Source organism: Pseudomonas sp. FP1742 (assembly GCF_030687145.1).
GTDB classification, from domain to species: Bacteria; Pseudomonadota; Gammaproteobacteria; order Pseudomonadales; family Pseudomonadaceae; genus Aquipseudomonas; species Aquipseudomonas frederiksbergensis_D.
Genome location: NZ_CP117460.1, coordinates 2,661,528 through 2,685,863 on the forward strand (window position 1 = coordinate 2,661,528; position 24,336 = coordinate 2,685,863).

23 protein-coding genes are annotated in these 24,336 nt (G+C 59.0%); 10 read left to right on the plus strand and 13 right to left on the minus strand.

The genetic code is table 11. From position 1 onward, the window contains the following. Nucleotides 1-33: 33 nt before the first annotated feature. Complete coding sequence (gene acnB / locus PSH64_RS11930) at nucleotides 34-2,643, minus strand: bifunctional aconitate hydratase 2/2-methylisocitrate dehydratase (protein ID WP_305481141.1); 2,610 nt, start codon at nucleotides 2,641-2,643, stop codon at nucleotides 34-36. A 409-nt stretch (nucleotides 2,644-3,052) separates the two neighbouring features. Here acnB and PSH64_RS11935 point away from each other — a divergent pair, with 409 nt between their 5' ends. Beyond that, nucleotides 3,053-3,523 carry a DUF1289 domain-containing protein gene (locus tag PSH64_RS11935; RefSeq protein WP_052964219.1) on the plus strand — a complete coding sequence of 157 codons (471 nt, stop codon included), beginning with the start codon at nucleotides 3,053-3,055 and terminating at the stop codon, nucleotides 3,521-3,523. A gap of 44 nt (nucleotides 3,524-3,567) precedes the next feature. On the opposite strand, the gene PSH64_RS11940 is transcribed toward PSH64_RS11935, so the two are convergent. Further along, nucleotides 3,568-4,431 carry a universal stress protein gene (locus tag PSH64_RS11940; RefSeq protein WP_305480765.1) on the minus strand — a complete coding sequence of 288 codons (864 nt, stop codon included), beginning with the start codon at nucleotides 4,429-4,431 and terminating at the stop codon, nucleotides 3,568-3,570. A 159-nt stretch (nucleotides 4,432-4,590) separates the two neighbouring features. Here PSH64_RS11940 and PSH64_RS11945 point away from each other — a divergent pair, with 159 nt between their 5' ends. The 3 genes from PSH64_RS11945 to PSH64_RS11955 all read left to right on the plus strand — a co-directional run bounded on the left by PSH64_RS11945 (nucleotide 4,591) and on the right by PSH64_RS11955 (nucleotide 7,379). Then, complete coding sequence (locus tag PSH64_RS11945; RefSeq protein ID WP_105345386.1) at nucleotides 4,591-5,199, plus strand: tRNA-(ms[2]io[6]A)-hydroxylase; 609 nt, start codon at nucleotides 4,591-4,593, stop codon at nucleotides 5,197-5,199. Between the two features lie 185 nt (nucleotides 5,200-5,384). Continuing rightward, nucleotides 5,385-6,092: a winged helix-turn-helix domain-containing protein gene (locus PSH64_RS11950; protein WP_305481142.1), complete on the plus strand. Its 708-nt coding sequence runs from the start codon at nucleotides 5,385-5,387 to the stop codon at nucleotides 6,090-6,092. Next, nucleotides 6,093-7,379 carry an ATP-binding protein gene (locus PSH64_RS11955; protein ID WP_305480766.1) on the plus strand — a complete coding sequence of 429 codons (1,287 nt, stop codon included), beginning with the start codon at nucleotides 6,093-6,095 and terminating at the stop codon, nucleotides 7,377-7,379. Here the strand turns inward: PSH64_RS11955 and PSH64_RS11960 are convergent. The 7 genes from PSH64_RS11960 to PSH64_RS11990 form a co-directional block, all read right to left on the minus strand. Beyond that, on the minus strand, nucleotides 7,376-7,864 hold the full coding sequence (locus PSH64_RS11960) for a GFA family protein (protein ID WP_305480767.1): 489 nt from the start codon (nucleotides 7,862-7,864) through the stop codon (nucleotides 7,376-7,378). The two genes, PSH64_RS11955 and PSH64_RS11960, sit on opposite strands and share 4 nt — an antisense overlap. Before the next feature lie 109 nt (nucleotides 7,865-7,973). Beyond that, nucleotides 7,974-8,591 (minus strand): DNA-3-methyladenine glycosylase, encoded by a 618-nt coding sequence (locus PSH64_RS11965; protein WP_305480768.1) that lies wholly within the window; start codon nucleotides 8,589-8,591, stop codon nucleotides 7,974-7,976. Nucleotides 8,592-8,665: 74 nt separating this feature from the next. Then, nucleotides 8,666-9,478, minus strand: a complete 813-nt coding sequence (locus PSH64_RS11970; RefSeq protein ID WP_305480769.1) for an isocitrate lyase/phosphoenolpyruvate mutase family protein — start codon at nucleotides 9,476-9,478, stop codon at nucleotides 8,666-8,668. A gap of 46 nt (nucleotides 9,479-9,524) precedes the next feature. After that, nucleotides 9,525-10,607 (minus strand): bifunctional transcriptional activator/DNA repair enzyme AdaA, encoded by a 1,083-nt coding sequence (locus PSH64_RS11975; RefSeq protein ID WP_305480770.1) that lies wholly within the window; start codon nucleotides 10,605-10,607, stop codon nucleotides 9,525-9,527. Between the two features lie 77 nt (nucleotides 10,608-10,684). Then, nucleotides 10,685-11,305, minus strand: a complete 621-nt coding sequence (locus PSH64_RS11980) for a LysE family translocator (RefSeq protein ID WP_105345371.1) — start codon at nucleotides 11,303-11,305, stop codon at nucleotides 10,685-10,687. A 176-nt stretch (nucleotides 11,306-11,481) separates the two neighbouring features. Further along, nucleotides 11,482-11,781 carry a hypothetical protein gene (locus PSH64_RS11985; RefSeq protein ID WP_105345369.1) on the minus strand — a complete coding sequence of 100 codons (300 nt, stop codon included), beginning with the start codon at nucleotides 11,779-11,781 and terminating at the stop codon, nucleotides 11,482-11,484. 210 nt (nucleotides 11,782-11,991) lie between these two features. Then, a complete protein-coding gene (locus tag PSH64_RS11990; protein WP_105345367.1) occupies nucleotides 11,992-12,204 on the minus strand; it encodes a DUF1059 domain-containing protein in 213 nt (70 codons plus the stop codon). A gap of 261 nt (nucleotides 12,205-12,465) precedes the next feature. Between PSH64_RS11990 and PSH64_RS11995 the strand changes: the two genes are divergently transcribed. Further along, a complete protein-coding gene (locus PSH64_RS11995; protein WP_105345364.1) occupies nucleotides 12,466-13,053 on the plus strand; it encodes a LysE family translocator in 588 nt (195 codons plus the stop codon). A 25-nt stretch (nucleotides 13,054-13,078) separates the two neighbouring features. Here PSH64_RS11995 and PSH64_RS12000 read toward each other — a convergent pair whose 3' ends face one another. From PSH64_RS12000 to PSH64_RS12010, 3 genes are all read right to left on the minus strand, one after another. After that, nucleotides 13,079-16,762, minus strand: a complete 3,684-nt coding sequence (locus PSH64_RS12000; protein WP_305480771.1) for a hypothetical protein — start codon at nucleotides 16,760-16,762, stop codon at nucleotides 13,079-13,081. A gap of 171 nt (nucleotides 16,763-16,933) precedes the next feature. Then, the gene (locus PSH64_RS12005) at nucleotides 16,934-17,767 is read right to left on the minus strand and encodes an AraC family transcriptional regulator (RefSeq protein ID WP_105345362.1); all 834 of its coding nucleotides are present in this window, start codon (nucleotides 17,765-17,767) and stop codon (nucleotides 16,934-16,936) included. Between the two features lie 34 nt (nucleotides 17,768-17,801). Further along, nucleotides 17,802-18,305, minus strand: a complete 504-nt coding sequence (locus tag PSH64_RS12010; RefSeq protein ID WP_105345361.1) for a VOC family protein — start codon at nucleotides 18,303-18,305, stop codon at nucleotides 17,802-17,804. Between the two features lie 245 nt (nucleotides 18,306-18,550). Between PSH64_RS12010 and PSH64_RS12015 the strand changes: the two genes are divergently transcribed. The 4 genes from PSH64_RS12015 (at nucleotide 18,551) to PSH64_RS12030 (ending at nucleotide 22,497) form a co-directional block, all read left to right on the plus strand. Continuing rightward, nucleotides 18,551-19,006: a (2Fe-2S)-binding protein gene (locus PSH64_RS12015; protein ID WP_007937751.1), complete on the plus strand. Its 456-nt coding sequence runs from the start codon at nucleotides 18,551-18,553 to the stop codon at nucleotides 19,004-19,006. 47 nt (nucleotides 19,007-19,053) lie between these two features. Beyond that, complete coding sequence (locus tag PSH64_RS12020; RefSeq protein ID WP_305480772.1) at nucleotides 19,054-21,222, plus strand: xanthine dehydrogenase family protein molybdopterin-binding subunit; 2,169 nt, start codon at nucleotides 19,054-19,056, stop codon at nucleotides 21,220-21,222. Between the two features lies 1 nt (nucleotide 21,223). Then, the gene (locus tag PSH64_RS12025) at nucleotides 21,224-21,802 is read left to right on the plus strand and encodes a hypothetical protein (protein WP_305480773.1); all 579 of its coding nucleotides are present in this window, start codon (nucleotides 21,224-21,226) and stop codon (nucleotides 21,800-21,802) included. A 74-nt stretch (nucleotides 21,803-21,876) separates the two neighbouring features. After that, a complete protein-coding gene (locus tag PSH64_RS12030) occupies nucleotides 21,877-22,497 on the plus strand; it encodes a GGDEF domain-containing protein (protein WP_305480774.1) in 621 nt (206 codons plus the stop codon). Between the two features lie 17 nt (nucleotides 22,498-22,514). Here the strand turns inward: PSH64_RS12030 and PSH64_RS12035 are convergent, their stop codons facing one another. Next, a complete protein-coding gene (locus PSH64_RS12035) occupies nucleotides 22,515-22,940 on the minus strand; it encodes a VOC family protein (protein ID WP_305480775.1) in 426 nt (141 codons plus the stop codon). Between the two features lie 110 nt (nucleotides 22,941-23,050). On the opposite strand from PSH64_RS12035, the gene PSH64_RS12040 reads away from it, so the two are divergent. Further along, nucleotides 23,051-23,905, plus strand: a complete 855-nt coding sequence (locus PSH64_RS12040) for a LysR family transcriptional regulator (RefSeq protein ID WP_305480776.1) — start codon at nucleotides 23,051-23,053, stop codon at nucleotides 23,903-23,905. The last annotated feature ends 431 nt before the right edge of the window (nucleotides 23,906-24,336 follow it).

Below are 24,336 nucleotides of genomic sequence, written 5' to 3' on the forward strand. Positions count from 1 at the left end.
ACGATGGGCGGCGTTTTTCATGGCGTTGTAGCGTTAGGCTTGAACGACCGGGATGTTGGCGTTCGCAGCAGCTTCACGGAACTCGGCGATCTGGTCGAAGGACAGGTAGCGGTAAACATCGGCCGCCATGCTGTCGATCTTGCCAGCGTATTCCATGTACTCCTCGACGGTCGGCAGGCGACCCAGGATGGACGCAACGGACGCCAGCTCGGCCGAAGCCAGGTAGACGTTCGCGCCGTCACCCAGACGGTTCGGGAAGTTACGGGTCGACGTCGACACCACGGTGGAGTTCGGCTCTACACGTGCCTGGTTACCCATGCACAGCGAGCAGCCTGGCATTTCCATGCGTGCGCCGGCCTTGCCGTAGATGCCGTAGTAGCCTTCTTCGGTCAGCTGGTGAGCGTCCATTTTGGTCGGCGGCGACAGCCACAGACGGGTTGGCAGCTGACCTTTGACCTGTTCCAGCAACTTGCCGGCAGCGCGGAAGTGACCGATGTTGGTCATGCAGGAACCGATGAACACTTCGTCGATCTTCTCGCCAGCGACGCTGGAGAGCAGACGGGCGTCGTCCGGATCGTTTGGTGCGCAGAGCACAGGCTCATTGATGTCCGCCAGATCGATTTCGATGACTTCGGCGTATTCGGCGTCGGCATCGGCTTCCATCAGTTGCGGGTTGGCGATCCAGGCTTCCATCGCTTGAGCGCGACGTTCCAGGGTACGTGCATCGCCGTAGCCTTCGCCGATCATCCAGCGCAGCAGGGTGATGTTGGACTGCAGGTACTCGGTGATCGACTCTTTCGACAGCTTGATGGTGCAACCGGCAGCCGAACGTTCGGCCGATGCGTCGGACAGCTCGAAAGCCTGTTCCAGCGTCAGGCCTTCCAGGCCTTCGATTTCCAGGATGCGGCCGGAGAAGGCGTTTTTCTTGCCTTTCTTCTCGACGGTCAGCAGGCCATTCTGGATGGCGAAGTAAGGAATGGCATGAACCAGGTCACGCAGGGTGATGCCAGGTTTCATTTTGCCTTTGAAGCGCACCAGGATCGATTCCGGCATGTCCAGCGGCATGACGCCGGTGGCTGCGGCGAACGCGACCAGACCGGAACCGGCCGGGAACGAGATGCCCATCGGGAAACGGGTGTGCGAGTCGCCACCGGTACCCACGGTGTCTGGCAGCAGCATGCGGTTCAGCCACGAGTGGATGATGCCGTCGCCCGGACGCAGGGAAACGCCGCCGCGGGTCATGATGAAGTCAGGCAGGGTGTGGTGGGTGGTCACGTCGATCGGCTTTGGATAAGCCGCGGTGTGGCAGAAGGACTGCATCACCAGATCAGCGGAGAAGCCCAGGCACGCCAGGTCTTTCAGTTCATCACGGGTCATTGGACCGGTGGTGTCCTGGGAACCCACGGTGGTCATCTTCGGTTCGCAGTAGGTGCCAGGACGAACGCCTTTGCCTTCTGCCAGGCCGCAAGCCTTGCCGACCATTTTCTGCGCCAGGGTGAAACCCTTGGTGCTTTCGGCCGGTGCTTCAGGCTTCTTGAACAGGTCGAACGGTGGCAGACCCAGTTCGGCGCGAGCCTTCTCGGTCAGGCCACGGCCGATGATCAGCGGAATACGGCCGCCGGCGCGGACTTCGTCCAGCAGAACCGGGGTCTTCATTTCGAAGGTGGTCAGGACTTCGTCGCTGTTGTGCTTGGTGACTTTGCCAGCATGCGGGTACAGGTCGATCACATCGCCCATGTTCATGTTGGAAACGTCGAACTCGATTGGCAGTGCGCCGGCATCTTCCATGGTGTTGTAGAAGATCGGAGCGATCTTGCTGCCGAAGCAGAAACCGCCAGCGCGCTTGTTCGGCACGTAAGGAACGTCGTCGCCGAAGAACCACAGCACCGAGTTGGTCGCCGATTTACGCGAAGAACCGGTACCGACCACGTCACCGACGTAGGCGATAGGGAAACCCTGGCCGCGCATTTCTTCGATCTGCTTCATCGGGCCGGTCTTGCCTTGCTCGTCCGGAACAATGCCGTCACGGGCCATTTTCAGCATGGCCAGGGCGTGCAGCGGGATGTCTGGACGCGACCAGGCGTCTGGAGCAGGGGACAGGTCGTCGGTGTTGGTTTCGCCGGTGACCTTGAACACGCGCAGGCTGATCTTGTCGGCCAGCACCGGGCGGTTCTTGAACCACTCGCCGTCAGCCCAGGATTGCAGCACGCCTTTGGCGTGAACGTTGCCGTTCTTGGCTTTTTCAGCCACGTCGTGGAAGGCATCGAACATCAGCAGGGTGTGCTTGAGTTCTTCGGCAGCCACTGGCGCCAGTTCGGCGTCGTCCAGCAGGTTTACCAGGGTCACGATGTTGTAGCCGCCCTGCATGGTGCCGAGCAGTTCAACCGCGCGTTTCTTGTCGATCAGAGGGGATTTGGCTTCGCCCTTGGCCAGGGCAGAGAGGAAACCGGCCTTTACATAGGCGGCTTCGTCCACTCCAGGCGGAACGCGATTGGTGATCAGGTCAACGAGGAAAGCTTCTTCGCCAGCCGGGGGATTCTTCAGCAGCTCGACCAGGCTTGCAGTTTGTTCGGCGTTTAGCGGCTGGGGAACGATACCCAGTGCTGCGCGCTCTTCGATATGTTTGCGGTAGGCTTCAAGCACAGTTATTACCCTCATCAGTGGTCCCAAATGGGTGTCCGGGACGCTCATCCCGAAATTGCCGTACTCATGCGCTGCGTGGCGTTGTGGGCCGCTTAGCCAGAATTACCGGCAATTCCTTACAGAAGCTGCTTTCAAAGTTTTACGCCTGCAGAACGGGGAGCTGATGAGGGTTGGCGTTGGGCTTTTCCCCGCTGGAAAAACCCTTCGCCAACACCGCTCTGAAGGAACGACTGTGCTCGTGACGCTTTGAAAACAGCTTCTTAACGGACATTGGCGCCTTAAAAGGCTGGCTGATTCTACGGCAAAAAAAAATTAAAGGTAAGTTAGCCCCCGAATTTTGAGGGGTGATGAATGTTAGACAAAGGGCTAACATGCCGACCTGTTCTGCTTTCCCGTGTTTTGCCTACCTATGCCCAATCAGACCATCAAGACCCCCTGCGTCGGCCTCTGCTCCACTGTTTACGGTGATCTGGTGTGCCGTGGCTGCAAGCGTTTCCACCATGAAGTGATTCACTGGAACGGTTACAACGAGGAAGAAAAACGCGCCGTATGGCTGCGTCTTGAGCAACTGTTGTCGCAAGTGATGGCCAGTAAACTGGAAATTTTCGATCCGGCGTTGCTGCGCCTGCAACTGGAGCAGCGCAAGATCCGCTTTGTGCCGCATCAGTCGGAGTATTGCTGGGCTTATCAGCTGATCGCCCGGGGCGCGCGGGTCATCAATAATCTGGAGGCCTACGGGATGGTGCTGCTGCCGGAGTTCCGCGACTGGAACCTGCCGGAATTGCGCGATGCCATTGATCGGGAATTTTTCCTGCTGTCCGAAGCGCATTACCAGCGCTACATTGCGCCGGGATTTCTCAAGGATGCCTTCGGCGGGTAACCCTTGAAAGCATCGCGATGGCGATCTACTTGACGCCGAAAATCTCAATGCTGGGTCACGATCTCTTCCAGATGATCCATGATCTCGTCCGGCTTGAGCACCAGCACATCGCTCTCCAGCGCATCGAGCACCACTTCCGCCGTATTCCCGATCAACGCTCCCGACAACCCGGTCCGCGCCACGGTGCCGATCACCGTCACGCAGGCCCCCAGCTTATGGGCCATGTACGGAATCAACACATCCGCCGGGCCTTCCTCGATGTGCAGGTGGTCGTCGTCGATGTCGAACTCGGCCTGGAACGCCTGGCACTGCTCGCGGTAACGGGCCTCGATGGTTTCCTTGAGCTGAAAGGTCGGGTCGGCCGCCGATAGCATCGGCGAGGGGTGGGCGCTGATCACATGCAGCTTGGCCTTCGCCAGGCTGGCAATGTCATAGCCGTAATCAATGATGGTGTTGTGCAAATGACGGTGTTCGTCATCGGTGTTGCCGACATCGATCGCCGCCAGAATCACCTTGTCCTTCCAGGAACCGGCGGTTTTTACCAGGAGCACCGGTGTCGGGCAGGTGCGCAACACCTTCCAGTCCTCGGGCGTCAGCAGCGCTTTCTTCAGTGGGCTGTCGGGGTAATGCTGTTTGATCACCAGGCCGCAACCTTCCGCCTGCTGCACATCGATAATGGTTTCATGCAGGCTTTCGTTCCAGGCTTGCTCGGTGGTGACGTTGTAGCCGTCCGCCAGCAGGGCCGCCTTGAGCACGCCGAGCATCGCGCTGTGATCATGCTTTTTATCGCAGACCAGCAGGTGCAGATGAGCCTGGGTCGCGCCAGCGATCAATTTGGCCCGTTTGAGCGCCAGGCTTTCCGAGTGTTCGGGTTCAATGACCACCAGAATGCTGCGAATGGCTTGCATGATCGGGTTCTCCAGGAAGGTAAAAACACTGCGTTGGACAACTATAGTTGCTGGTCGGGCATTCGCGACTTGATGCATATCAACGGTGGCGGCTGGTGGTCTGTCGGCAGGCCGGTATAATCGGCGCCCTTCGTTTTGAACCTTTTATCCGTGAGCCCCATGATCCTTCCCGAAATTCACGAGTTCCTCGGCTGCCGCACGCCTGATGGCTGGGTCCAGGCTGCGCTGGCGGATCAGGAAACGCTGCTGATCGACCACAAAAACTGCGAATTCAAGGCGGCCAGCACGGCGTTGAGCCTGATTGCCAAGTATCACTCCCACGTCGATCTGATCAACCTGATGTCGCGTCTGGCCCGGGAAGAACTGGTGCATCACGAGCAGGTCATGCGCCTGATGAAAAAGCGCAAGATCGAGCTGCGGCAGTTGTCCGCCGGGCGTTACGCCTCGGGGCTGCGCAAAGTGGTGCGTAGCCACGAGCCGGTGAAGCTGGTGGATACGCTGGTGGTCGGCGCGTTCATCGAAGCCCGCAGCTGCGAGCGTTTCGAGGCGTTGGTGCCGCATCTGGATGAGGAACTGGGCAAGTTCTATTTCGGCCTGCTGAAAAGCGAAGCGCGGCATTTCCAGGGCTATCTGAAGCTGGCCTACCAGTACGGGGATGCCAAGGACATTGCGCAGGTCATTGACCGGGTTCGCGCTGCCGAGCAGGAACTGATCGAATCGCCGGACGTGGAGTTCCGCTTTCACAGCGGTGTCCCGGCCGCCGCATAACGCGGTAGGAGCGCGGCTTGCAAATGCCGATCTTCTGCGTCTGAATTGTTAAAAACTCTTAAAAGAATGAAACATCGCCAAAAACCGGCCCTCGTGGCCGGTTTTTGCTGCCTGCGATCACCGTCCCGTCACCGATTGGCGCCATAATGCCGCCCACTTCATTCAAGGGTTGGCAGACGGTCGTTATGGATAACCTGGGTTTTGGCAAAGTATTGCTGGTGGAAGATGACGAGAAGCTCGCCGGGCTGATTGCGCATTTCCTGGCCCAACACGGCTTTGAGGTCCGCGAGGTGCACCGTGGCGACCTGGCGATGGCCGCTTTCCTTGAGTTCAAACCGAAAGTCGTCGTACTCGACCTGATGTTGCCGGGCCAGAGCGGCCTGCATGTGTGCCGCGAGATCCGCAGCGTATCCGACACGCCCATCGTCATCCTCACTGCCAAGGAAGACGACCTCGATCACATCCTCGGCCTGGAATCCGGTGCCGACGACTACGTGATCAAACCGATCAAACCCCCGGTGCTGCTCGCCCGTCTGCGCGCCTTGCAACGCCGTCAGATGCCGGACAGCAGCGTGTGCAGTTCGCTGGAGTTTGGCCATCTGAGCATCGACCGCAGTTGCCGCGAAGTGCGTTTGGCGGGCGAGGGTATCGACCTCACCACCATGGAATTCGAATTGCTGTGGTTGCTGGCCAGCGCCGCCGGCAAGATTTTGTCCCGGGACGACATCCTCAACCGTATGCGCGGTATCGCCTTCGACGGCCTCAACCGCAGCGTCGACGTGTACATCAGCAAATTGCGCGGCAAGCTCAAGGACAACCCGCGCGAGCCGGTGTGCATCAAGACTGTGTGGGGCAAGGGTTACCTGTTCAATCCGTTTGCGTGGGAGTTGTAAATGCTGCGGTTATTCCTTGGGCTGTTTCTGGTGATGACGGCGGGCCTGGTATTGGCGCTGCAAACCGTCGAGCGCACGTTCGATGCGCTTCTCGACGGGCAGATGCAGAGCTATAACCAAGAGGCGGTGCGTGGTCAGGCCTGGTCGCTGGTCGAGCAGTTGCGCGGCCTGGACGGCCCGGCCCGGGAGCGACAACTGCAAACCGTGCGTCCTCACTACGGCTTGGGCCTGACCCTGGTCGAGAGCGATCAACTGTCCCTGACCGATCAGGAGAACGCCGAGTTGGCCCAGGGCCTGCTGGTGATTCGCGACAAGTACACCCAGTTCATCTCGCGGATTGACGAAGGTTCGCAGCTGCTCAGTATCAAGCTGCCGGACGAGCCGAGCCTGATGCCGTTCTATATTGCCGCGGCCTATCTGATGATCGCGGTGATGATCGGTTTCGTGTTGTTCTTTTGGGTGCGCCCGCACTGGCGCGATCTGGAGAAACTGCGCCTGGCCGCCGAACGCTTTGGTGACAACGACCTGTCGGTGCGCATCCAGTTGTCCAAGCGTTCGAACATCCGCGACCTGGCCGAACACTTCAACCTGATGGCGGCGCGCATCGAGGGGCTGATCGCCAATCAGCGCGAGTTGACCAACGCGGTATCCCATGAGCTGCGCACGCCGATTGCGCGGTTATCGTTCGAGCTCGATCAACTCAAGCAGCAACCCGATCAGAGCCAGAACCGCGAATTGATTGCCGACATGTACGCCGACCTCGGCGAACTGGAGGAAATGGTTTCCGAGCTGCTGACGTACGCCAGCCTTGAGCGCGGCGCCACGGTGATTACCCGGGAGAACATCCAGGCCAGCCATTGGCTCGACAGTGTGGTGGGCAGCGTGGCGCTGGAGGCGGAAGCCGCCGGGGTGCAATTGCTGATTGTTGAATGTCAGATCGACGAGGTTCGTATTGAACCGCGTTTCATGGCCCGTGCGGTGATCAATTTACTGCGCAATGCCATTCGTTATGCCAATGAGCGGGTGGAAGTGTCGTTGGTGCGTACCGGTGATCATTACGAAGTGCAGGTCAACGACGATGGGCCGGGCGTGCCGCTGGACGGGCGGGCGAAAATCTTCGAACCGTTCTCGCGCCTCGATGCCAGCCGCGACCGCCGCACCGGTGGTTTCGGCCTGGGCCTGGCGCTGGTGCGGCGGGTGTCTCAATCCCATGGCGGGCAAGTGGAAGTGGCGGATTCGCCGTGGGGCGGGGCGTCGTTTCGCATGACCTGGGCGCATTTGGATTAGCGGCTCAAGCCCAGGCGTTCATGCCACTGGGCAATGGATTCTATCGGGTAGACCTCGAATTGCTGGTCCCCCGGATGCGCCTCGACTTCCACCCACGGCGCCTTGGAGCCGAGCATCAGATGGGTGTGTTCCGGCGGCACCGGTAGCGGGGTGTCGATGGCCGAGGCAAACGGGTGAATCAGTTCCGGCCACTCAGGGCTGAACAGCCATAGTCCCGAGCCGCACAGGGAACAGAAATGCCGTTCGGCGGTGCTGCGTCGGGCACGTTTATCGCCTTCGTCCTTGAGCCGCGCATGGTAAATCGAGATGTGCTTGCGCCCGCGTACCTTGAGGCTCTGGGCATCGCCCGCCAGGTTGATCGCATACCCGCCACCGCCCTGGGTCTTGCGACAGATCGAGCAATAGCAGCGCTGATAGGGGTAGGGGTGGGCGCTGGTCAGGTTGAATGATACCGCGCCGCAATGGCAGGAGCCTTCGAGCTGCATGGGAGCCTCCGATGGGGGGATGACTCAAGACAGACTAGACCGTCGGCGTGTCCGGGCAGTTGAATTTATGGTGGCTGTTCGGGCGCCTTCGCGGTACGGGGCTTGGGACCTAACGGTTGGGCACTCGCCACAAGTACCACGCCGCCACCGTCCGATAAGGGCTCCACGCCAGCCCGATCTCAATCATCTGCTTACGAGTCGGCTGTACCTCCAACCCCTTCAGCCGCCGATAACCCTCGCGCACTCCAAAGTCATCGGCCGGCAAGATATCCGGTCGTTCCAGGCTGTAGATCAACAGCATTTCCACGGTCCAGCGCCCGACCCCGCGCAAAGTAATCAAGCGCTCGATCAACGCTTCGTCGTCCATGGCCAGCGCCGTGGCGTAATCCGGCACCACGCCGTCCAGAGCCGCTTGAGCGATGCCCTGGAGGGTCGCGATCTTGCTGGCGGAAAAGCCGCAAGCGCGCATCTGCTCGAAGTCGGTCGCCAGGATCTGCTCGGGTCTGGGGAAGGTGTTCGCCGGAAACAATGCCAACAATCGGCCGACGATCGCGTCGCCGGCCTTTGCGTGCAGCTGCTGATAGGCAATCGCCCGCACCAGCGACTCATAAGGATCGCGTGCCGCATGGGGTTGATGCAGGCAAGGGCCGATGGCGCTGATGTGACGCTGCCAGTCGGCATCGAGGGCCGAGAGAAATTCGCTGGCCAATTGATAGGTGTCGGGCATGGAGCATCCTGAGGGGCGGGTGACTGCGGGAAGACTAGTCGTCCCCCCGCAGCGCCGCACTCCATTGCTTGCGGTCAAACTTTCCCGGTCGGGGCCAGCAGGGCGTTCACTTGGCCGTAGGTGAAGGCCTTGAGGTGGTTGCTGTCGAGCGTGCCGGTTTGCAGAAAGCTTTTGGCCAGGCCGGCCATGGCGCCATAAAGGAATTCGGCGATGCCCGAACCGGCGCTCAAACGGCGCACGCCAAGGGCTTGCAGTTCTTCAGGTGAAGGCAGGCCCGGGAAGCCGAGCACGTTCAGCGGCAGCGTTGTGCCTCGGCACAAGGCGTCGATCTCGTACGCCGCGGTGACGCCAGCGGCGAACAGCCCGTCGGCACCGGCCGCCTGATACAACGCGGCACGCTTGAGCGTCTCTGCCACGCGATCTTCGGCCGGCACCAGGCCCCTGAGGTACACGTCGGTGCGGGCATTGATGAACAGCTTCACGTTCCGGCGATTGGCAACCTGGCGAGCGGCTTCGATCTTGCGGGCCAGCAGGTCGGGCGCAGAGGCGCCATCCTCGATATTGATCCCCACGGCACCGGCGGCGATCACCGCGTCGACCACTTGCGCAACTCGCTCCAGATCATCGGAATAACCTGCCTCAATGTCCACGCTCAACGGCACGCTGATGACCCGGGCGATAGATTCGACCGTGGAAACCAGCCGTTCCAGCGGCAGGCTGTTGCCATCCGGATAACCGTGAACCCAGGCCACCGCCGCGCTGCTGGTGGCGACGGCCTTGCTGCCCAGTTGTTCCACCAGTCGCGCTCCGGTGGCGTCGGCGACGTTGGTCAGAATCAGCAGGCCGCTCTGGTGCAACTGGTGAAATTGATTGTCGAGTGTGTCCATCGAATGTCCTTCCTTATGACTTCTTATTGAAGAAACTCTGGAGTGATCAGAATGCCAGTTGTTGGGTGATTTGCACCGCGGCGCTTTCCAGCCTGAGCAGAAACGCCTTGCGCGGTTGACCCCCACCATAGCCGGTCAGCGAGCCATCTGCGCCGATCACCCGATGACAGGGCAACACAATCGCCAGACGGTTTTGCCCGTTGGCCATGCCCACGGCGCGGCTGGCGCCGGGCTTGCCCAGTTGCGCGGCAATGGCGCCATAGGTGCTGGTCTGGCCGTACGGGATCTTGGTCAGTTCAGTCCACACCTGCCTGGCGAAAACGCTGCCGGGCAGGTGCAGCGGCACGTTGAATTCGCTCCGTTTGCCGGCGAAGTATTGCGCCAGTTCTTCTTCGATCTGCTGCAAATGGCCGTTGTGACCGGGGGCCACGACGTAGCCATAACGGTTCTGCAGTTCTTCGATTTCCCTGGTCAATGCCGGTCGATCGAGAAACTCCAGCAGCACCAGCCCACGCCGTTCGGCCATGGCGATCATCGGCCCCAGCGGCGTGGTCAGCCGAGTGAACAGCAGGGGCTCGCTGTGGGCGGCGCGGCCGGGTGTGATGTGGAACGACTTTTGAAACGCATCGCGAAAACCGCTCAGGGATTCGTAGCCGGAATCGAACGCCGCGTCGTCGATGGATTCGCCCTGTTTGATACCTCCGAGGGCGATGCCCAGGCGTCGGCTGCGCAGCCAGGCGTGAAAGGTCATGCCGAAATGCTGCTTGAACCAGCGGCGCAGTTTCAGCGGCTCGATGCCCTCGGCCAGCAACTGGGCATCGGTCCAGCGCAGGTCGGGGGCGGCGTCGACGGATTCGAGCAGTCGTTGCACCCAGTCCGGCGCGATGGCTGCGGCGTCCAGCGGCTTGCACCGCAGGCAGGCCCGATAGCCCGCTGACATCGCCTCATCGGCGTGGGCGAAGAACTCGACGTTTTCCGGCTTCGGTTTGCGCGCCGTACAACTGGGGCGGCAGAAGATCCCGGTGGTTTTGACCGCGGTAAAGAACACCCCCTCATAGGCGGTGTCGCGTTCGAGCATGGCGCGAACCATCTCGGCGTGGGGTGGCAGCAAAGCGTTTTGTAGGTTCATGGGTTGAGCTTAAGCCGCGTCACCCGACGCCTCCACCGGAAAATCGACAGGGAATTCGCGCACCGGGCACGTTTATTTCACGCCCGTCGCGCCATCAACAGCACCGAAGCCGCCGCCGATAACAACCCCGCGCAGCAACGGTTGAAAATCCGCTTGCCCCGAGGTTCGGCGAACCAGCGACGCATGTGCAGGCCCATGTAGGCGTAGGCGCTGATGGCGATCCATTCCAGCATCAGGAACAACGCGCCGAGCACCGCGAATTGCGGGGGCACCGCCTGGGTCGGGTCGACGAACTGAGGCAGGAATGCGGTGAACAGTAAGATCGCTTTGGGATTACCCGCCGCTACCAGAAACTCCTGCCGCGCCAAGGCCAGAATCCCCACCGGCGTGCCGGTGATGTGCTGTTCGGCTTCGGGATTGGCGCGCCACAGTTGCCACGCCAGGTACAACAAGTAAGCAGCGCCGACGATCTTGATTGCAGAGAACAGCCATTGCGAGGTTTGCAGGACCACCGACAACCCGGCGGCGGCCAGGCCGATCATCCCGGCAAACGCCAGCAAGCGCCCGACACCGGCCACACAGGCGCGACGATAGCCATAACGGGTGGCGTTGCTGATCGACAGCAGATTGTTCGGGCCGGGGGCCATGTTCAGGGCGAAACAGGCCGGCAGAAACAGCAAGAGGGTTGTGAGGTCCATGAACGAGGCTCCAGGAACGAGAGCGGTATTTTTATCACGGACGGTGGAAGACTTTCCCCGTACAGCAGAAGACGCAAGTCGCAGCACACTTTTGTTTTTGTGCCAGGCGGAAAAAAGGGACAGATCACGATTGCCAGGCATTTGCCTCAAGTCGTGGTCTATCCCTTTCCATGCCTTTAAGGGGTGTTATTGATCTGCACAATGACCGGGCCTTCCGTCACGATCGGCGGTTTCGCTTGGATATTCGAGGCGTTTTTCTGAATCCAGTCGCGCGCAACTTTCATGCTCGCATCGCTGCCGGCCTTGTCCTCGCAAACAGTCACCGACGTACCGCCATCACCGGTATTGAGCAGTGTGTAGCTGACGAGGCCAGGCACTGTCCGCAGCGCCGTGTCGACGTCGGTATGGCGTTTTTCCAGAAGATCGAAAAGCTGCTTTGCTCCAGCACCCAGGTAGGTTCTTATCACCGCATACATAGTCGTCTCCTTCGGGAGTACCGTCTTGATGCCAAGCCAGATCCGCTGATGGCCGTTATCATTCAGGTTTCAGTTCACCCCCGATTTATTCAGCTTAGCCAAGCGCCTGGCGACAGGCGAAATGCAACGACCGAAGGCTGCGATCTTTTGATCTTGATCTTCACCAATCCCGCTGAAGAACAAAACCCAAGACCGCAGCCTTCGGCAGCCCTAAGCCTGACGCGGTGCTTCAACAGGCGGGGTGCCGTCGTGAAACATCGTCTTCAGTTGAGCACGCAGTTGCGGTGAGTCGGTGTGTTTGTGAACACTGACCGCATGCTGTGCGGCGGCCTCGAGCAGTTCGTTTTCAGAGTCTGCGGACAGCGCGACCGAGCATTTGGAATCGCTTGGGAACTCGCGGCAGTCGATGTATTTACGCGCCATGATTTTCTCCTCCCGACGATGAAGGCAGGCCGTGGCCTGCGTTAACGATCACTCGATGCGCCACTGCATCCAGCATGATTGCCTGGCGCATCGAGTGTGCCGACTCTTGAAGTATAGGCCCGCCATAAGGGGGGCCGTGACAGCGCGGCTATAAGGGCGCGACACGCATCGCGGAACAGGCAAGGGGTGTTTTCTTCAATACAGCGTTCCCCTGGCTCTTTACCTTGAGCCCGGGTTCAACTGAATTGAAGAAGGTATGCAATGAGTCTGATTCTTTCCATGGCAGCGTTTGCCCTGGCCGCTTCCATTACACCGGGGCCGGTGAACATAGTGGCATTGAGTTCAGGGGCGCAATTTGGTTTTCGCGCCAGTCAGCGGCATGTCGCCGGGGCAACGCTGGGCTTCGTTTTGTTGCTGGTCTTGATGGGGCTGGGGTTGCATGAGGTATTGCGGCTGTGGCCGGCACTGACGCAGGTGGTGCGACTGGCGGGCGCAGCGTTTCTGGTGTTCATGGCCTGGAAACTGGCGGCGGACGATGGCCGCATCGATGCGGATAAATCGCGTCGGGCGCCGTCGATGTTATATGGCGCGATGATGCAATGGCTCAATCCGAAAGCGTGGCTGGCCTGTGTAGCGGGCATGGGCGCGTTCGTCGCGGACGGCGAGGCGCGGCTGGTCTGGCAGTTTGCGGCGGTGTATCTGGTGATTTGCTATGTGTCTGTCGGCTGTTGGGCATACGCCGGGACATGTCTGCAGGGTTATCTGAATAATCCTGCAGGCATGCGTTTGTTCAACCGGCTCATGGCAATGTTGCTAGGGGTGAGTGCGGCGTATTTGTTGTTTTTCTAAGTGGCAACACTCTCAGGCATTCACCTTAATCGAGTCCGTGCAGCAAACTGAACTCTTGTTTTGTCAGCGGTGTGAACCGGTTGTTTCGAAGCTGGCTGATGGCATACAGGGCACGACCCGTACGGCCATTACCGTCGCCCAGACCATGGAAACCTACGACGGTCGCCAGCAATTGTTTGTCGAAATGCTCATGACTGGCGTTCAGTGTTTTCAGATGTTGTTCCATCGCGGCGAATCCACTGATGTTGCTGGCATATTTCTTGTCATTGACGCCCACGCGCACGACGTCCGAGGTGGCTGGCGCGATACGGGCATGCAGCTGTTTGATCACGGTCGGATCAGTCAGTGTTTTTTGATTGCCGGCGTACTCGCGCAGCACCGCAACGATGCTGTCGAGGTCGTTGCCAGGGGAGGTAGAACCATTGACGATCCAGGCGCCGGCCCTTTGCGAGTTATCGGTAAAGCCCATTGGATTGAAGGCTGATTCTGGCATGACCTGATTAAACGGTGCCTTGCCCAGGTCTTGCTGTAATACGTTTTGTTGGTAATTCTTCATGTAGGTGACGTTTTTCGCTTCGACCTGGGCAAAGGTTGCCAGTGTATCGGCGTAACCTTGAGCACCGGATGCGGAGCGGGCGCTGGTGTAGCTGTATTGAGCTTTTTCCAGGACAGCCTTGAAAAGATCATCAACAGGCGCTCGACCGATCAATCCCTGCAGATCTTGCGCTTGCTTGAGTCCGAGCGCTGATTCAACCAGCGCATTGTTGAACAGATGCTCCAGTTCGGACGGCAGAGCGCCATCCGGCAGTCGACTGTTCTTGTTGCCCAGGCGGCTCACGATCTGTTCAACGGTTTGAATGCTGTCGTCCTTGAACAACGCTCGACCATGGGCAACCGTGTCCAGCGACATTCGAATCCGGGGTCCTGCGCCGGTATGGTTGATGGCCCGGAGCAGATCATAGCTGTTCACGCCTGTCAGATTGCGCAACTGCCGCCGAGCCAGGTACGGGGTGGAGAGCGCATGCGCGCCTAGTTTTTTCACGCCCCGAGCCAATAGTTTTCCGCCGCCCTTGAGCAGTTGAGGCACTCCGTCAATGGGGTTGAAAAGGCTGATGACCGTACTGCCAACAACTTTGGACGTGGAAAGGAGTCTGGAGACCAGGGTCGTGGCCTTGGCGCTGATAGCGGCAACTTTAATGCCGACGACGGCAAAGGAAACAGCGAGGGCCGCCGCGTCCATGACACAGCCGTGAATGGCGCGGTTCTGTCGGGCAGCAACCCCCGAGGAAAGCTCCTCGACGCATTCCTTGAACGGAATGATCAGGTTCAGAACGAATGTGAAGATGGCGTCGGTCTTTTCAATCGCTTTTTCCCGTCGTGTCTGATCGAGGCCCAGTTGCATCAGTTCATCTACAGTGAAATAGGGGTTCTCTTTTGCAATAAGGTCGCTGATTGCTTCTTTTCGCGTGGAACGAAAGTAGCGGTTCGGCGAGGGGGTGTCTGCACTGGCCGACGATGGGTTGAATTCACCGATCTTGCGGATGAAAAAGGCGGACCGGGAATAGCTGCGGGGGGCCGTGTTCGCTCGATAAGCCTGTATATCCAGACGGCCTTCCAAATGGTGTTTGTGGTTCACAAACGTCGCTACAGCGGACTCACTGGCCATGAAGAGAGGGCGAAACACTTCGCCAAGTTCCTCGCTGTATACGCATTCCGTCCTCATTGGAAACAGTTGATAACAACGAAGCTCTGAATCGAGTACCGCACAAATGAGAACGCCATAACGGCCCGTTTTCCCTGGAACGGGTGTCGCTGGTCTTGCTACGCCCGTCGGGTTGGGAATATTGGTAAATCGGGTGGTTGTGTATTCCTGAACACTATAGATACCCAGATGGCCGTTCTCGATGAACGACCTGTCCGTCGGGCTTAGTTGCGAAAAGGTGACGTTGATAATGGCCGACAATGCTTCGGTCATTGAGTTGTGATGATTGTGGATCGCTTGCTGAAATAAATCCGCAACGGGGTACATGTCAGCCAGATCAGGGAAAGCCTCGTAAATGCTGGTCCCTTTGGTTCGATCCCAATCCTGGGTGTGAAGCTCGTCGCCCAGGTAAAGATCGACAACCGATACCCGCCTTCCTGCGCCGCCGCCTGTTCCGCGATGTTTGACCAACAGTTCCTCGGGGTCACAATCCGGCACCTGGGATTTCAGTTCTTTAAGCGCGATCGCCTTGCGATGGGGCAGCGGTTTGCCCAGATCAATCAAGGCGCTCGTCATCATGTCCGCATGTTGCTTGTACTCCTGCGTCGCCACGGAAACGGCTTGCTGACTGAGGTTGCCCTCTGAGTCCCGGACGATCAGCTCGTTCATCAGCGCCCAGGTGATCACGGGGTCAGCCGAGTGTGTGGCAAACACTGCTTTGAGCTCGGGAGTCAATTGCGATGCGCGGGCGAACCCCAGCAGGTGTTGGTAGCTCATGCTCCGGGAAACACCGGGGGTGATCGCTTCGGCAAAGTGTACGGCCTGGGTGAAGACGACCCACGCCGGTGTGCCGATCCGCAGATTGGATGGCAGTTCATCGGCAAGATATTCCGGCGCCATGCCACCCAGGACCAGTTCCGTGACGAGCGGGGCAATAATGGCGTCGAGCTGCAGTTGGCTGACCAGATGCTGTTCGAGTTGCGTGCGTACCACTGAGGGGGGAAGCAGCAAGTAACGTTTCGAGTAGAGGTCAAAACCGGCGAATGAGGTATTGGCGCTGTCCAGTTCCGGATCAAGGTCAAGCAGCATCACCGCAATCATCAGCTGTTCGATGAACTGCTCGGTGGGCTTGGGGCCGTTTTCTTCAGCGAACCAGCCTAATGCCGTCATGAACGCATGCCCATTATTCGAGCTCGATATTGCAATATCGATCAACTGTGCCAGGCGGTAACCTTGGCTGGTGGGCAGTTTGTCGGCGGAAAAACTTTCAAGTTTCAGCGCATGGCCATAAAGCGCAACCAAAGGAAGTTCGCCTCCGGTTTCTTCCTCGATCACGTCACGAATGAGAGCGCGGTTTTGCTCTGTGAGTTCGAACGGTGAGTCTTTGGGGCTGTTCAGCAACTCCCAGTAGTTCCCATGGGACGATGACGCTGGAAGGGTGCTGACATTCAGTAAGTCGATTAACTCTCTTGCACTTTCCGCATTGCTCGGAAGTGGCAGGCCGTGAAAACGCAACCACTGGCTTATTGTGATTTTTTCGGTGGAGGTCACCCACCCGCCGGTTAACTTGGCGCTGCCAGACAGGAGGCGCAGTTGTTCAGCGAAATCGGCAATGCCAGTGAAGTGATGGGCGATGTCGTTACGCTCGGAGAAGAAACTGACAGTAACCAGCTCGCCGTTGACTTCATGGGTACTGATGTTGTCATAGGAATAAAAGAGGTGGCCATGTTCATTGACATGAAAGATGTCCGTTCGGGGAATGCCATGTTCGGCCGCGATCTTTTTAAAGTCGGGTTGCCGGATGAGCCTGGCCAGGCAGGTTGCACCTGGACGATGCAGGTGGGAGAAGTCTGAATCCGGGTCGCAGCTAACGGATACACGATCCCAGGACCATCCAACGGTTGCCATGACATCTTCATCGCTGAGGAAGTTGGTAATGGCTTCAATGACTGATTGTTTCTCGCGTCGATTGCTGGAATGAAATACGTGGTTGTCTGGGGTATTCAAGTAAGAAGCTCCATCTTCTGATGTTGGGTTGTTGCGTGGGAAGGGAGCTTAAATAAGAGTTCTTGGCGTTGTCATTTTAGTTATATGACTTTATATGACTTTTGCAGGCAGGGTTGGTGGGTTGATATTAACTATCCTGTTTTTGGCAGGGGAACTTGTCGATGTATTAACTTACCCGCGATATTGCCCCGGTGTCGCCGCCAGATGTTGTTTGAACACCCGCTGAAAGTGCGCCTGATCGGCAAACCCGGCTTCCAATGCGACATCGGCGATCAGCCTGCCGCTGCGCAGTCGATCCCGGGCGAACTGAATGCGCCGGTTGACCAGAAACGCATGGGGTGTCATGCCGTAATGCTGCTTGAAGGCGCGGATCAGGTAGGACGGCGACAGTTGCGCCGCTTCGCAAATGTCTTCGAGCTTGAGCATGCGCGTACAGTTGTCGCGGATATAGTCGGCGGCCCGTTCGAGCTTGAAATTGGGTTCGCGCAGCGGTTGATCGACCGGGTTGAGCCGCTGTTGCACCTCGGTGAAAAACTCCACCGCCGCACTGTGCTTGCGCAGTACGTCCTGCTGCGGATCGACCAAGACCTCGTACAGGTTCTTCAGGCCGGTGAATAGCTCAAGGTCACGATTGTGGGTGATGGAAAACCGGCGAAACGCCAAGTCCTGGCTGAAACCGAGCTGATGCTGCAAGTCGGTCAGCCAGGGTGTCTCGACGTACAGCATCAGGTATGACCAGGGCTGGTCGTCAATCGGATTGCAGGCATGCACATCGCCGGGGTTCATCAACACCACGGTGCCGGCGCTGACCTGAAACGCCGAGTGCTCGTGGAGATAGGTGCTGCGCCCAGCCGTGATCGCGCCGATGGAAAAGTGTTCGTGGGAATGCCGTGCGTAGCAGACCTCGCGGCCGTCGGCGATGGAGCGGGCTTCGATGAAGGGCAGGGCGTCGTCGCGCCAGAAGCGCGGGGCTTTGTCTGCATCTTTGGCGACGATGTGCTTCATCTCGGAGTCCTCGGTGGGCCAGCGCCAGAGTGTATTAGCTCTGGCCGGCAAAGGCTCGTTCCAGTTCGGCGATGTCGAGTTTTTTCATTTGCAGCATCGCCTGCATCGCGCGCTGGGACTTGTGCGTGTCGGGGTCTTGCATCATGTGCATCAGCGCTATCGGCACGATCTGCCATGACACGCCGAATTTATCCTTCAGCCAGCCGCATTGCTGCGCCTGCACGGGCCCGCCGGCGGACAGGTTGCCCCAGAAGTGGTCGACTTCCTCCTGGTTCTGGCAGTTGACCTGGAACGACACCGCTTCATTGAAGGTGAACACTGGCCCGCCATTGAGGCCGGTGAACGTCTGGCCGTCGAGCTCGAAGCTGACGGTCATCACCGAACCTTCCGGACGGCCATGGATTTCCTGACCGGCCTTGCCGTAATGGGTAATCGCGGTGATTTTCGAGTGATCGAAGATCGAGCAGTAAAACTTCGCGGCGGCTTCGGCCTGATCGTCGAACCACAGGCAGGGCGTAAGCTTTGGAAAGCGTTGCATGGCGGTTGTCCTCGGCAGGTTGAACACACTGGATTATCAGCGTAGCCAGTCCGCAGTGGACGGGTGGCGCCGTAGATCGACAAGTCCGTAGCAGCTGCCGAGCTGCTACGGGGCGGCGGTGACCGGTGGTCGATGAACATGGCTTGCGGGTCAAATTGCGCTTAGCTGTAGGGATAACCGAAGGCGCGCGTAACCGTCGCGGTAGAGGCGCTCCTTCAGAACACCGTGAGTCTGAGGAAACCCGCATGCTGACCCTGAACATCAATGGCAAGGACCAGGAACTGGATGTCCCCGCGGACATGCCGTTGCTCTGGGTGCTGCGTGATGTCGCGCACCTGACGGGCACCAAATTCGGTTGCGGCATGGCCCAGTGTGGCGCCTGCACCGTGCACGTCGACGGCGCGCCGTTGCGCTCCTGTATCACGCCCGCCACGGCAGTGGCTCACGGGCAGAAAATTCTCACCATCGAAGGCCTGTCCAGCGACGGCTCGCATCCGGTGCAACAGGCCTGGGCCGAGCTCGACGTGGTCCAGTGCGGTTATTGCCAGTCCGGGCAGATCATGTCGGCAGCCGCGTTGCTGGCGAAGATCCCCAAACCCACCGACAGCGATATCGACCAGGCGCTGTCCGGCAACATTTGTCGTTGCGGCACCTACCCAAGAATCCGCGCAGCGGTCAAACGCGCCGCCGAGATCGGTTGAGGCCACGTTGAAGCTATGTAGAAGCTACGTTGAAGGGAGTCTGAGCAATGAACAGCATCAACCCTGTCTCGCGTCGCACTTTTCTCAAGGGCAGTGCCATGTTGGGTGGCGGTCTGGTGGTGGCTTTTGTCATTCCTGGTGGCCATCGCTTTGCCCTGGGGGCCGAGAATCAAGGAAACGTCTTCGCGCCCAATGCCTTTTTACGTATCGGGAACGACAACAGCATCACCGTGCTGCTCGGCCATTCGGAAATGGGCCAGGGCATCTGGACTGGCCTGACGATGTTGATCGCCGAAGAGCTGGACGCCGACTGGTCGAAAATCCGTGTCGAACACGCCCCCGCCTCGGCCGCCGACTATGGCCTGCCGGGGTTTGGCGGAATGCAAATCACCGGCGGCTCGACCTCGACCTGGATGGAGTTCGATCGCTACCGTCAGGCCGGAGCGGCAGCGCGCCTGATGCTGATCGAAGCAGCGGCCAAGCGCTTCGATGTCGCGCCTTCGCAGATCCGCACCGAATCGGGCGTGGTCATCGCCGGCGACAAGCGCGCCACTTACGGCGAATTGGCGGATGACGCCGGCAAGGTGCCGGTACCGGATCCGGCCTCGATCAAATTCAAGGAAGCCAAGGACTGGAAGGTCATCGGCACACCCACCAGGCGCCTCGACACCCCGGAGAAAATCACCGGACGGGCCAAATTCGGCATGGACGTGCAATTCGACGGGCTCATGACGGCGGTGGTCGCTCGGCCTCCGGTATTCGGTGGTAGCGTCAAATCCTTCGAGGGCGCCGAGGCGCTGGCGGTGCCAGGCGTGCACAAAGTGGTGCAGGTGCCCACGGGGATCGCGGTGATTGCTGATCATTATTGGGCGGCGAAGCTGGGGCGCGATGCGCTGAAGGTCGAATGGGATCTGGGGCCCAACAGCGGGCTCGACAGTCAAAAACTGCTGGAAAGCTTTCGTAAACTCGCTGCCACCCCCGGTACCTCGGCCAGCCAGGCCGGGGATCCGACGGCGATGTTGGGCAAAGCAACGAAGACGATTGAGGCCGAATACAGCGTGCCGTACCTGGCCCACGCGCCGATGGAGCCGCTCAATTGCACAGTGAAAATCTCTGAGGGCAAATGCGAAATCTGGACCGGTACGCAGTTTCAGACCCTGGATCAGATGATTGCCGGGAAGATCACCGGGCTCAAACCCGAACAGGTCGAGATCCATACCCAATTCCTCGGTGGCGGTTTCGGGCGTCGGGCCAACCCGACTTCGGACTTTGTCAGCGAAGCCGTGTATGTCGCCAAGGCGGCGGGCGGGCCGGTGAAAACCGTCTGGTCCCGAGAAGATGACATTCGCGGCGGTTACTATCGCTCGGCGTTCTTGCATCAGGCGCGCATCGGGCTGGGTGCCGACGGCATGCCGATGGCCTGGAAACATGTGCTGGTCGGGCAGTCGATCCTGACGGGCACATCTTTCGCGGCGACCATGGTCAAGGACGGGGTCGACAAAACCTCCGTCGAAGGCGTGGCTGACAGCCCTTATCTTGAGGGGTTGGCCAATCACCAGGTCGATCTGCATTCGCCGCAAACCGGCATCAGCGTGCTGTGGCTGCGATCGGTGGGACACACCCACACGGCATTCGTCATGGAATCGTTGATCGATGAGTTGGCAGATGCCGCGGGCAAGGATCCTGTGGAATATCGGCGAGCGTTGCTCAAGGCGCACCCGCGGCATCTGGGGGTGTTGAATCTGGCGGTGGAGAAAGCCAACTGGAAGGCGCCATTGCCGGACGGGCATGCGTTGGGCGTGGCGGTGCATGAGTCTTTCGGCAGTTACGTCGCCCAAGTGGCGGAGGTGTCGCAGGATAACCTGGCGATTCGCGTGCACCGGGTGGTGTGTGCGGTGGATTGCGGCATTGCGGTCAACCCCCAAGGCATCGCCGCGCAGATGGAATCGGGCATCACTTTCGGTCTCGGATTTACCCTGCACAGCAAACTGACGTTCAAGGACGGCCAGGTGCAGCAGTCCAATTATCACGACTATCAGGTGCTGCGCCTGAACGAGATGCCGGTGGTCGAGGTGCATATCGTCCCCAGCAACGACAAACCCGGCGGCATTGGCGAGGTGGGTGTACCGCCGGTGGCGCCGGCTGTGGCGAATGCGGTGTTTGCCCTGACCGGGCAGCGTCTGCGGGAACTGCCATTGCAACTGTCGGGGGTGTGACATGAGACGACATCTGGTGCTGGGCGCGCTGGTGCTGATCGGGCTGAGTGGCTATGCCTCGGACCTGTTCGCTGACGATAAAGAAGCGCTCAAGGCGTTCGAAACGGTACAGAAGGTGTTCCAGAGCCCCCGTTGTCAGAATTGCCATATCCCCGGCGATTCGCCGTTGCAGTTCAATGCCGGGGTGCCTCACGCGATGAATGTGGTTCGCGGGATGGACGGTAAGGGCGCGGCCGGTTTGCCGTGTGCCAGTTGCCATGCCGAAAGCAATCCGCCCGCCAGTTATGGGCCCCACGCACCGCCCGGGGCGCCGCATTGGAGCCTGCCGCCCGCGGTGCACAAAATGGCCTGGATCGGTCTGCCGTCCGACAAGTTGTGCGCGATGATCAAGGACCGTTCCAGTAATGGCGACCGCGATTTTGCGGCGCTGATCAAGCATGTCAGCGAGGACAAACTGGTGCTCTGGGGCTGGCATCCGGGTGAGGGACGGGCACCGGTGCCAGTGCCCCACGACATCTTCGTCAGCCAGTTCAAGCGCTGGGCGGACGCTGGAGGACCGTGTCCGGTGACAGGTAGCTGACCAGCGGCGTATTTATAGGGAGTCAAATCGGGTGTGAGCGACTCTAACGTTCATACTTATCAAGGGAGTGAGTGATGCTAAACCCAGGTAAACCGGTCAAGCCCGGCGCTGGCGCAGACATGCGCACGCCGAACGTCCTCGATAGCGCAGCGCAAGGGCGCGATGTCCTGCGCGATTTGTCGCGCAAGGCCGAGCAAGAGCTGATGGGCGTGCAGATGGCGAGCATGGATGAGTTGACGCTGCTGTCCAATCGTCAGGGCTTCGAAGCGCTGGCCCAATTGGCGCTGGACGCCTGCCGGCAGTTGGGCCAACCGGCGACCCTGTTGTTTTTCGACCTCGATGACTTCAAGCGCATCAACCAGTTGCATGGTCGGGCCGAGGGCGACGATGCCCTGAAGACCTTCGCCGATGTGCTGCGCATCGCCTTCCGTGAAAGCGATGTGATCGGCCGGCTGGGCAGCGATGAGTTTGCTGCCTTGTTGACCGGTGCCAACGCGGTGGAAATTTCCGCGATCAGGGCACGGCTCGAAGAAATGCTCGATGAGCGCAATGCCACGGTGCATCGAGGCTATGACATTCGCTTCAGTGTCGGGCAGATCGAGTTCGACTCTCAGCTACCCGAAACGGCGCAGGACTTGCTGGCCTCGGTCGACAAGGCATTGCACGCCCGACAGTTCGACACCCGTCATTCTTGAAGGGCGCCATTGGCGGGTTATCGGGCGAATAACTGGTCGATATCTTTGAACGCCTTGAACTCCAAGGCATTACCGCAAGGGTCGAAGAGAAACATCGTGGCTTGTTCGCCCACCAATCCCTGAAACCGGATACCCGGCTCGATCACGAAGTGTGTACCCAGGGCTTTCAAGCGGTCGGCCAGCGCCTCCCATTGTTCCATCCCCAATACCACGCCGAAATGCGGCACCGGTACGTCGTGGCCATCGACGGCGTTGGTATGGGCGGCTTCCTGGGAAGCGTTTTTTGGCGCCAGATGAATCACCAGTTGATGACCGAAAAAGTTGAAGTCGACCCAGTGATCGCTGGAACGACCTTCTTCCAGGCCGAACACCTCGCCATAGAAACGCCGGGTAGCGTCCAGATCGTAAACCGGGATGGCCAAGTGAAAAGGCGACAGTTGCATCGGATGAACCTCGAGGGGGGAGTTGAGGTTGAGTTTAGTCCTGTGCTTTTTGATTGAAAGACGATAATTTTTGCAGCGAGCTCAAATTATTTCGATCAATTGGGGGCTGTATGCTGCGGGAACTGAAAACTTTCATTGCCGTGACGCGCCATGGCACGTTCGCGGCGGCAGGCATGCACATCGGCCTGACTCAGTCGGCGGTCAGTGCGCAGATTCGCAATCTGGAGCAGGCGTTGGGCATTCGTCTGTTCGATCGCACCGGACGTCAGGCGCTTCTCAATGCCGCAGGGCAGCGAGCGTTGCCGATGGCTCAGGAAATGCTCGAGATCTTCAATCGTATGGCCGTCAGTGATGACATCAGCGAGTTTCGTGGCGAGTTGAAGATCGGCGCAGTGGCCACGGTCCAGACCGGGCTGCTGCCTCAGGCATTGTTGCGGTTGAGGCAGCAGGCGCCGTTACTGGAGCCAAAACTGGTACCGGGTGTGTCGTTGAATCTGCTGAGCCAGGTCGATACCGCAGAGGTGGACCTGGCGATCCTGATCAAGCCGCCGTTCGAACTGCCCAAGGAGCTGTCGGCGCAGGTTATTCGTCGGGAACCGTTTGTGTTGATCGTGCCGATGGACGTTGAAGGCGATGACCCGTTGCAAATCCTCGCGAGCTACCCGCACGTGCGCTACGACCGTAACTCGTTTGGTGGGCGTTTGGTGACGCGGTTTTTGCGTGAACAGCAGATTGATGTGCAAGTAGCGCTGGAACTCGACGAGCTGGAAGCGATCGTGAAAATGGTTGAGTGCGGCCTCGGCGTATCACTGCTGCCCGAGGCGGGGCTATGGCTGGAGCATGGGGCGAAGGTCCGGATCATCCCGCTGGGGGAGCTGACGTTCTACCGGGAGATCGTGTTGTTGCAGCGTTATAGCCAGCGTACACAGCCGATCCAGCAGCTATTTGCCAACTGCCTCACATAAATGGCTGGCTAAAGCAGATGCAGCAGGTATGTGCTGTAAAGAATGTATTTTGGCTCTTGAAGACACGAAAACTGTTATTTCTGACAATGATGATTTTTTCAGTTTTCGCACTCTGGTTCAAGGTCCGAAAGTCCTGGGTGTCGTTAGCTAGTCGCAGTGATGCTGAAACCACCGTCTACGTAAATGATTTCACCACTAATGCAGGACGCGGCGCGAACGAAGCCCTGGTTCAGTCCAGAGTTGCAAAGCGATAAAAGTGACTCGCGAAGATATTAAAACTACCAGTTATTACAGGTGCCGAAACTTTCTGTCGAGCGCCATATTGAGTGATGCATATCCGCATGTGCGGTCAATGATGGAAAGACTCTTCTGATTGATGTTCCTGCCGATATCGCTCGATGGTCTGTCTTGTTCGATGCTGTTGCGGTGCA

What these genes read in the sequence shown, in the direction of transcription:
- PSH64_RS12020 (WP_305480772.1), top strand. Translation starts at nt 19,054, where the DNA reads ATGAACAGCATCAACCCTGTCTCGCGTCGCACTTTTCTCAAGGGCAGT.
- PSH64_RS12025 (WP_305480773.1), top strand. Translation starts at nt 21,224, where the DNA reads ATGAGACGACATCTGGTGCTGGGCGCGCTGGTGCTGATCGGGCTGAGT.
- PSH64_RS11990 (WP_105345367.1), bottom strand. Translation starts at nt 12,204, where the DNA reads ATGGCGCGTAAATACATCGACTGCCGCGAGTTCCCAAGCGATTCCAAA.
- PSH64_RS12035 (WP_305480775.1), bottom strand. Translation starts at nt 22,940, where the DNA reads ATGCAACTGTCGCCTTTTCACTTGGCCATCCCGGTTTACGATCTGGAC.
- PSH64_RS12040 (WP_305480776.1), top strand. Translation starts at nt 23,051, where the DNA reads ATGCTGCGGGAACTGAAAACTTTCATTGCCGTGACGCGCCATGGCACG.
- PSH64_RS11975 (WP_305480770.1), bottom strand. Translation starts at nt 10,607, where the DNA reads ATGAACCTACAAAACGCTTTGCTGCCACCCCACGCCGAGATGGTTCGC.
- PSH64_RS11965 (WP_305480768.1), bottom strand. Translation starts at nt 8,591, where the DNA reads ATGCCCGACACCTATCAATTGGCCAGCGAATTTCTCTCGGCCCTCGAT.
- PSH64_RS11995 (WP_105345364.1), top strand. Translation starts at nt 12,466, where the DNA reads ATGAGTCTGATTCTTTCCATGGCAGCGTTTGCCCTGGCCGCTTCCATT.
- PSH64_RS11940 (WP_305480765.1), bottom strand. Translation starts at nt 4,431, where the DNA reads ATGCAAGCCATTCGCAGCATTCTGGTGGTCATTGAACCCGAACACTCG.
- PSH64_RS11985 (WP_105345369.1), bottom strand. Translation starts at nt 11,781, where the DNA reads ATGTATGCGGTGATAAGAACCTACCTGGGTGCTGGAGCAAAGCAGCTT.
- PSH64_RS12015 (WP_007937751.1), top strand. Translation starts at nt 18,551, where the DNA reads ATGCTGACCCTGAACATCAATGGCAAGGACCAGGAACTGGATGTCCCC.
- PSH64_RS11970 (WP_305480769.1), bottom strand. Translation starts at nt 9,478, where the DNA reads ATGGACACACTCGACAATCAATTTCACCAGTTGCACCAGAGCGGCCTG.
- PSH64_RS12030 (WP_305480774.1), top strand. Translation starts at nt 21,877, where the DNA reads ATGCTAAACCCAGGTAAACCGGTCAAGCCCGGCGCTGGCGCAGACATG.
- PSH64_RS12005 (WP_105345362.1), bottom strand. Translation starts at nt 17,767, where the DNA reads ATGAAGCACATCGTCGCCAAAGATGCAGACAAAGCCCCGCGCTTCTGG.
- PSH64_RS11980 (WP_105345371.1), bottom strand. Translation starts at nt 11,305, where the DNA reads ATGGACCTCACAACCCTCTTGCTGTTTCTGCCGGCCTGTTTCGCCCTG.
- PSH64_RS12010 (WP_105345361.1), bottom strand. Translation starts at nt 18,305, where the DNA reads ATGCAACGCTTTCCAAAGCTTACGCCCTGCCTGTGGTTCGACGATCAG.
- PSH64_RS11960 (WP_305480767.1), bottom strand. Translation starts at nt 7,864, where the DNA reads ATGCAGCTCGAAGGCTCCTGCCATTGCGGCGCGGTATCATTCAACCTG.
- PSH64_RS11945 (WP_105345386.1), top strand. Translation starts at nt 4,591, where the DNA reads ATGATCCTTCCCGAAATTCACGAGTTCCTCGGCTGCCGCACGCCTGAT.
- PSH64_RS11950 (WP_305481142.1), top strand. Translation starts at nt 5,385, where the DNA reads ATGGATAACCTGGGTTTTGGCAAAGTATTGCTGGTGGAAGATGACGAG.
- PSH64_RS11955 (WP_305480766.1), top strand. Translation starts at nt 6,093, where the DNA reads ATGCTGCGGTTATTCCTTGGGCTGTTTCTGGTGATGACGGCGGGCCTG.
- PSH64_RS11935 (WP_052964219.1), top strand. Translation starts at nt 3,053, where the DNA reads ATGCCCAATCAGACCATCAAGACCCCCTGCGTCGGCCTCTGCTCCACT.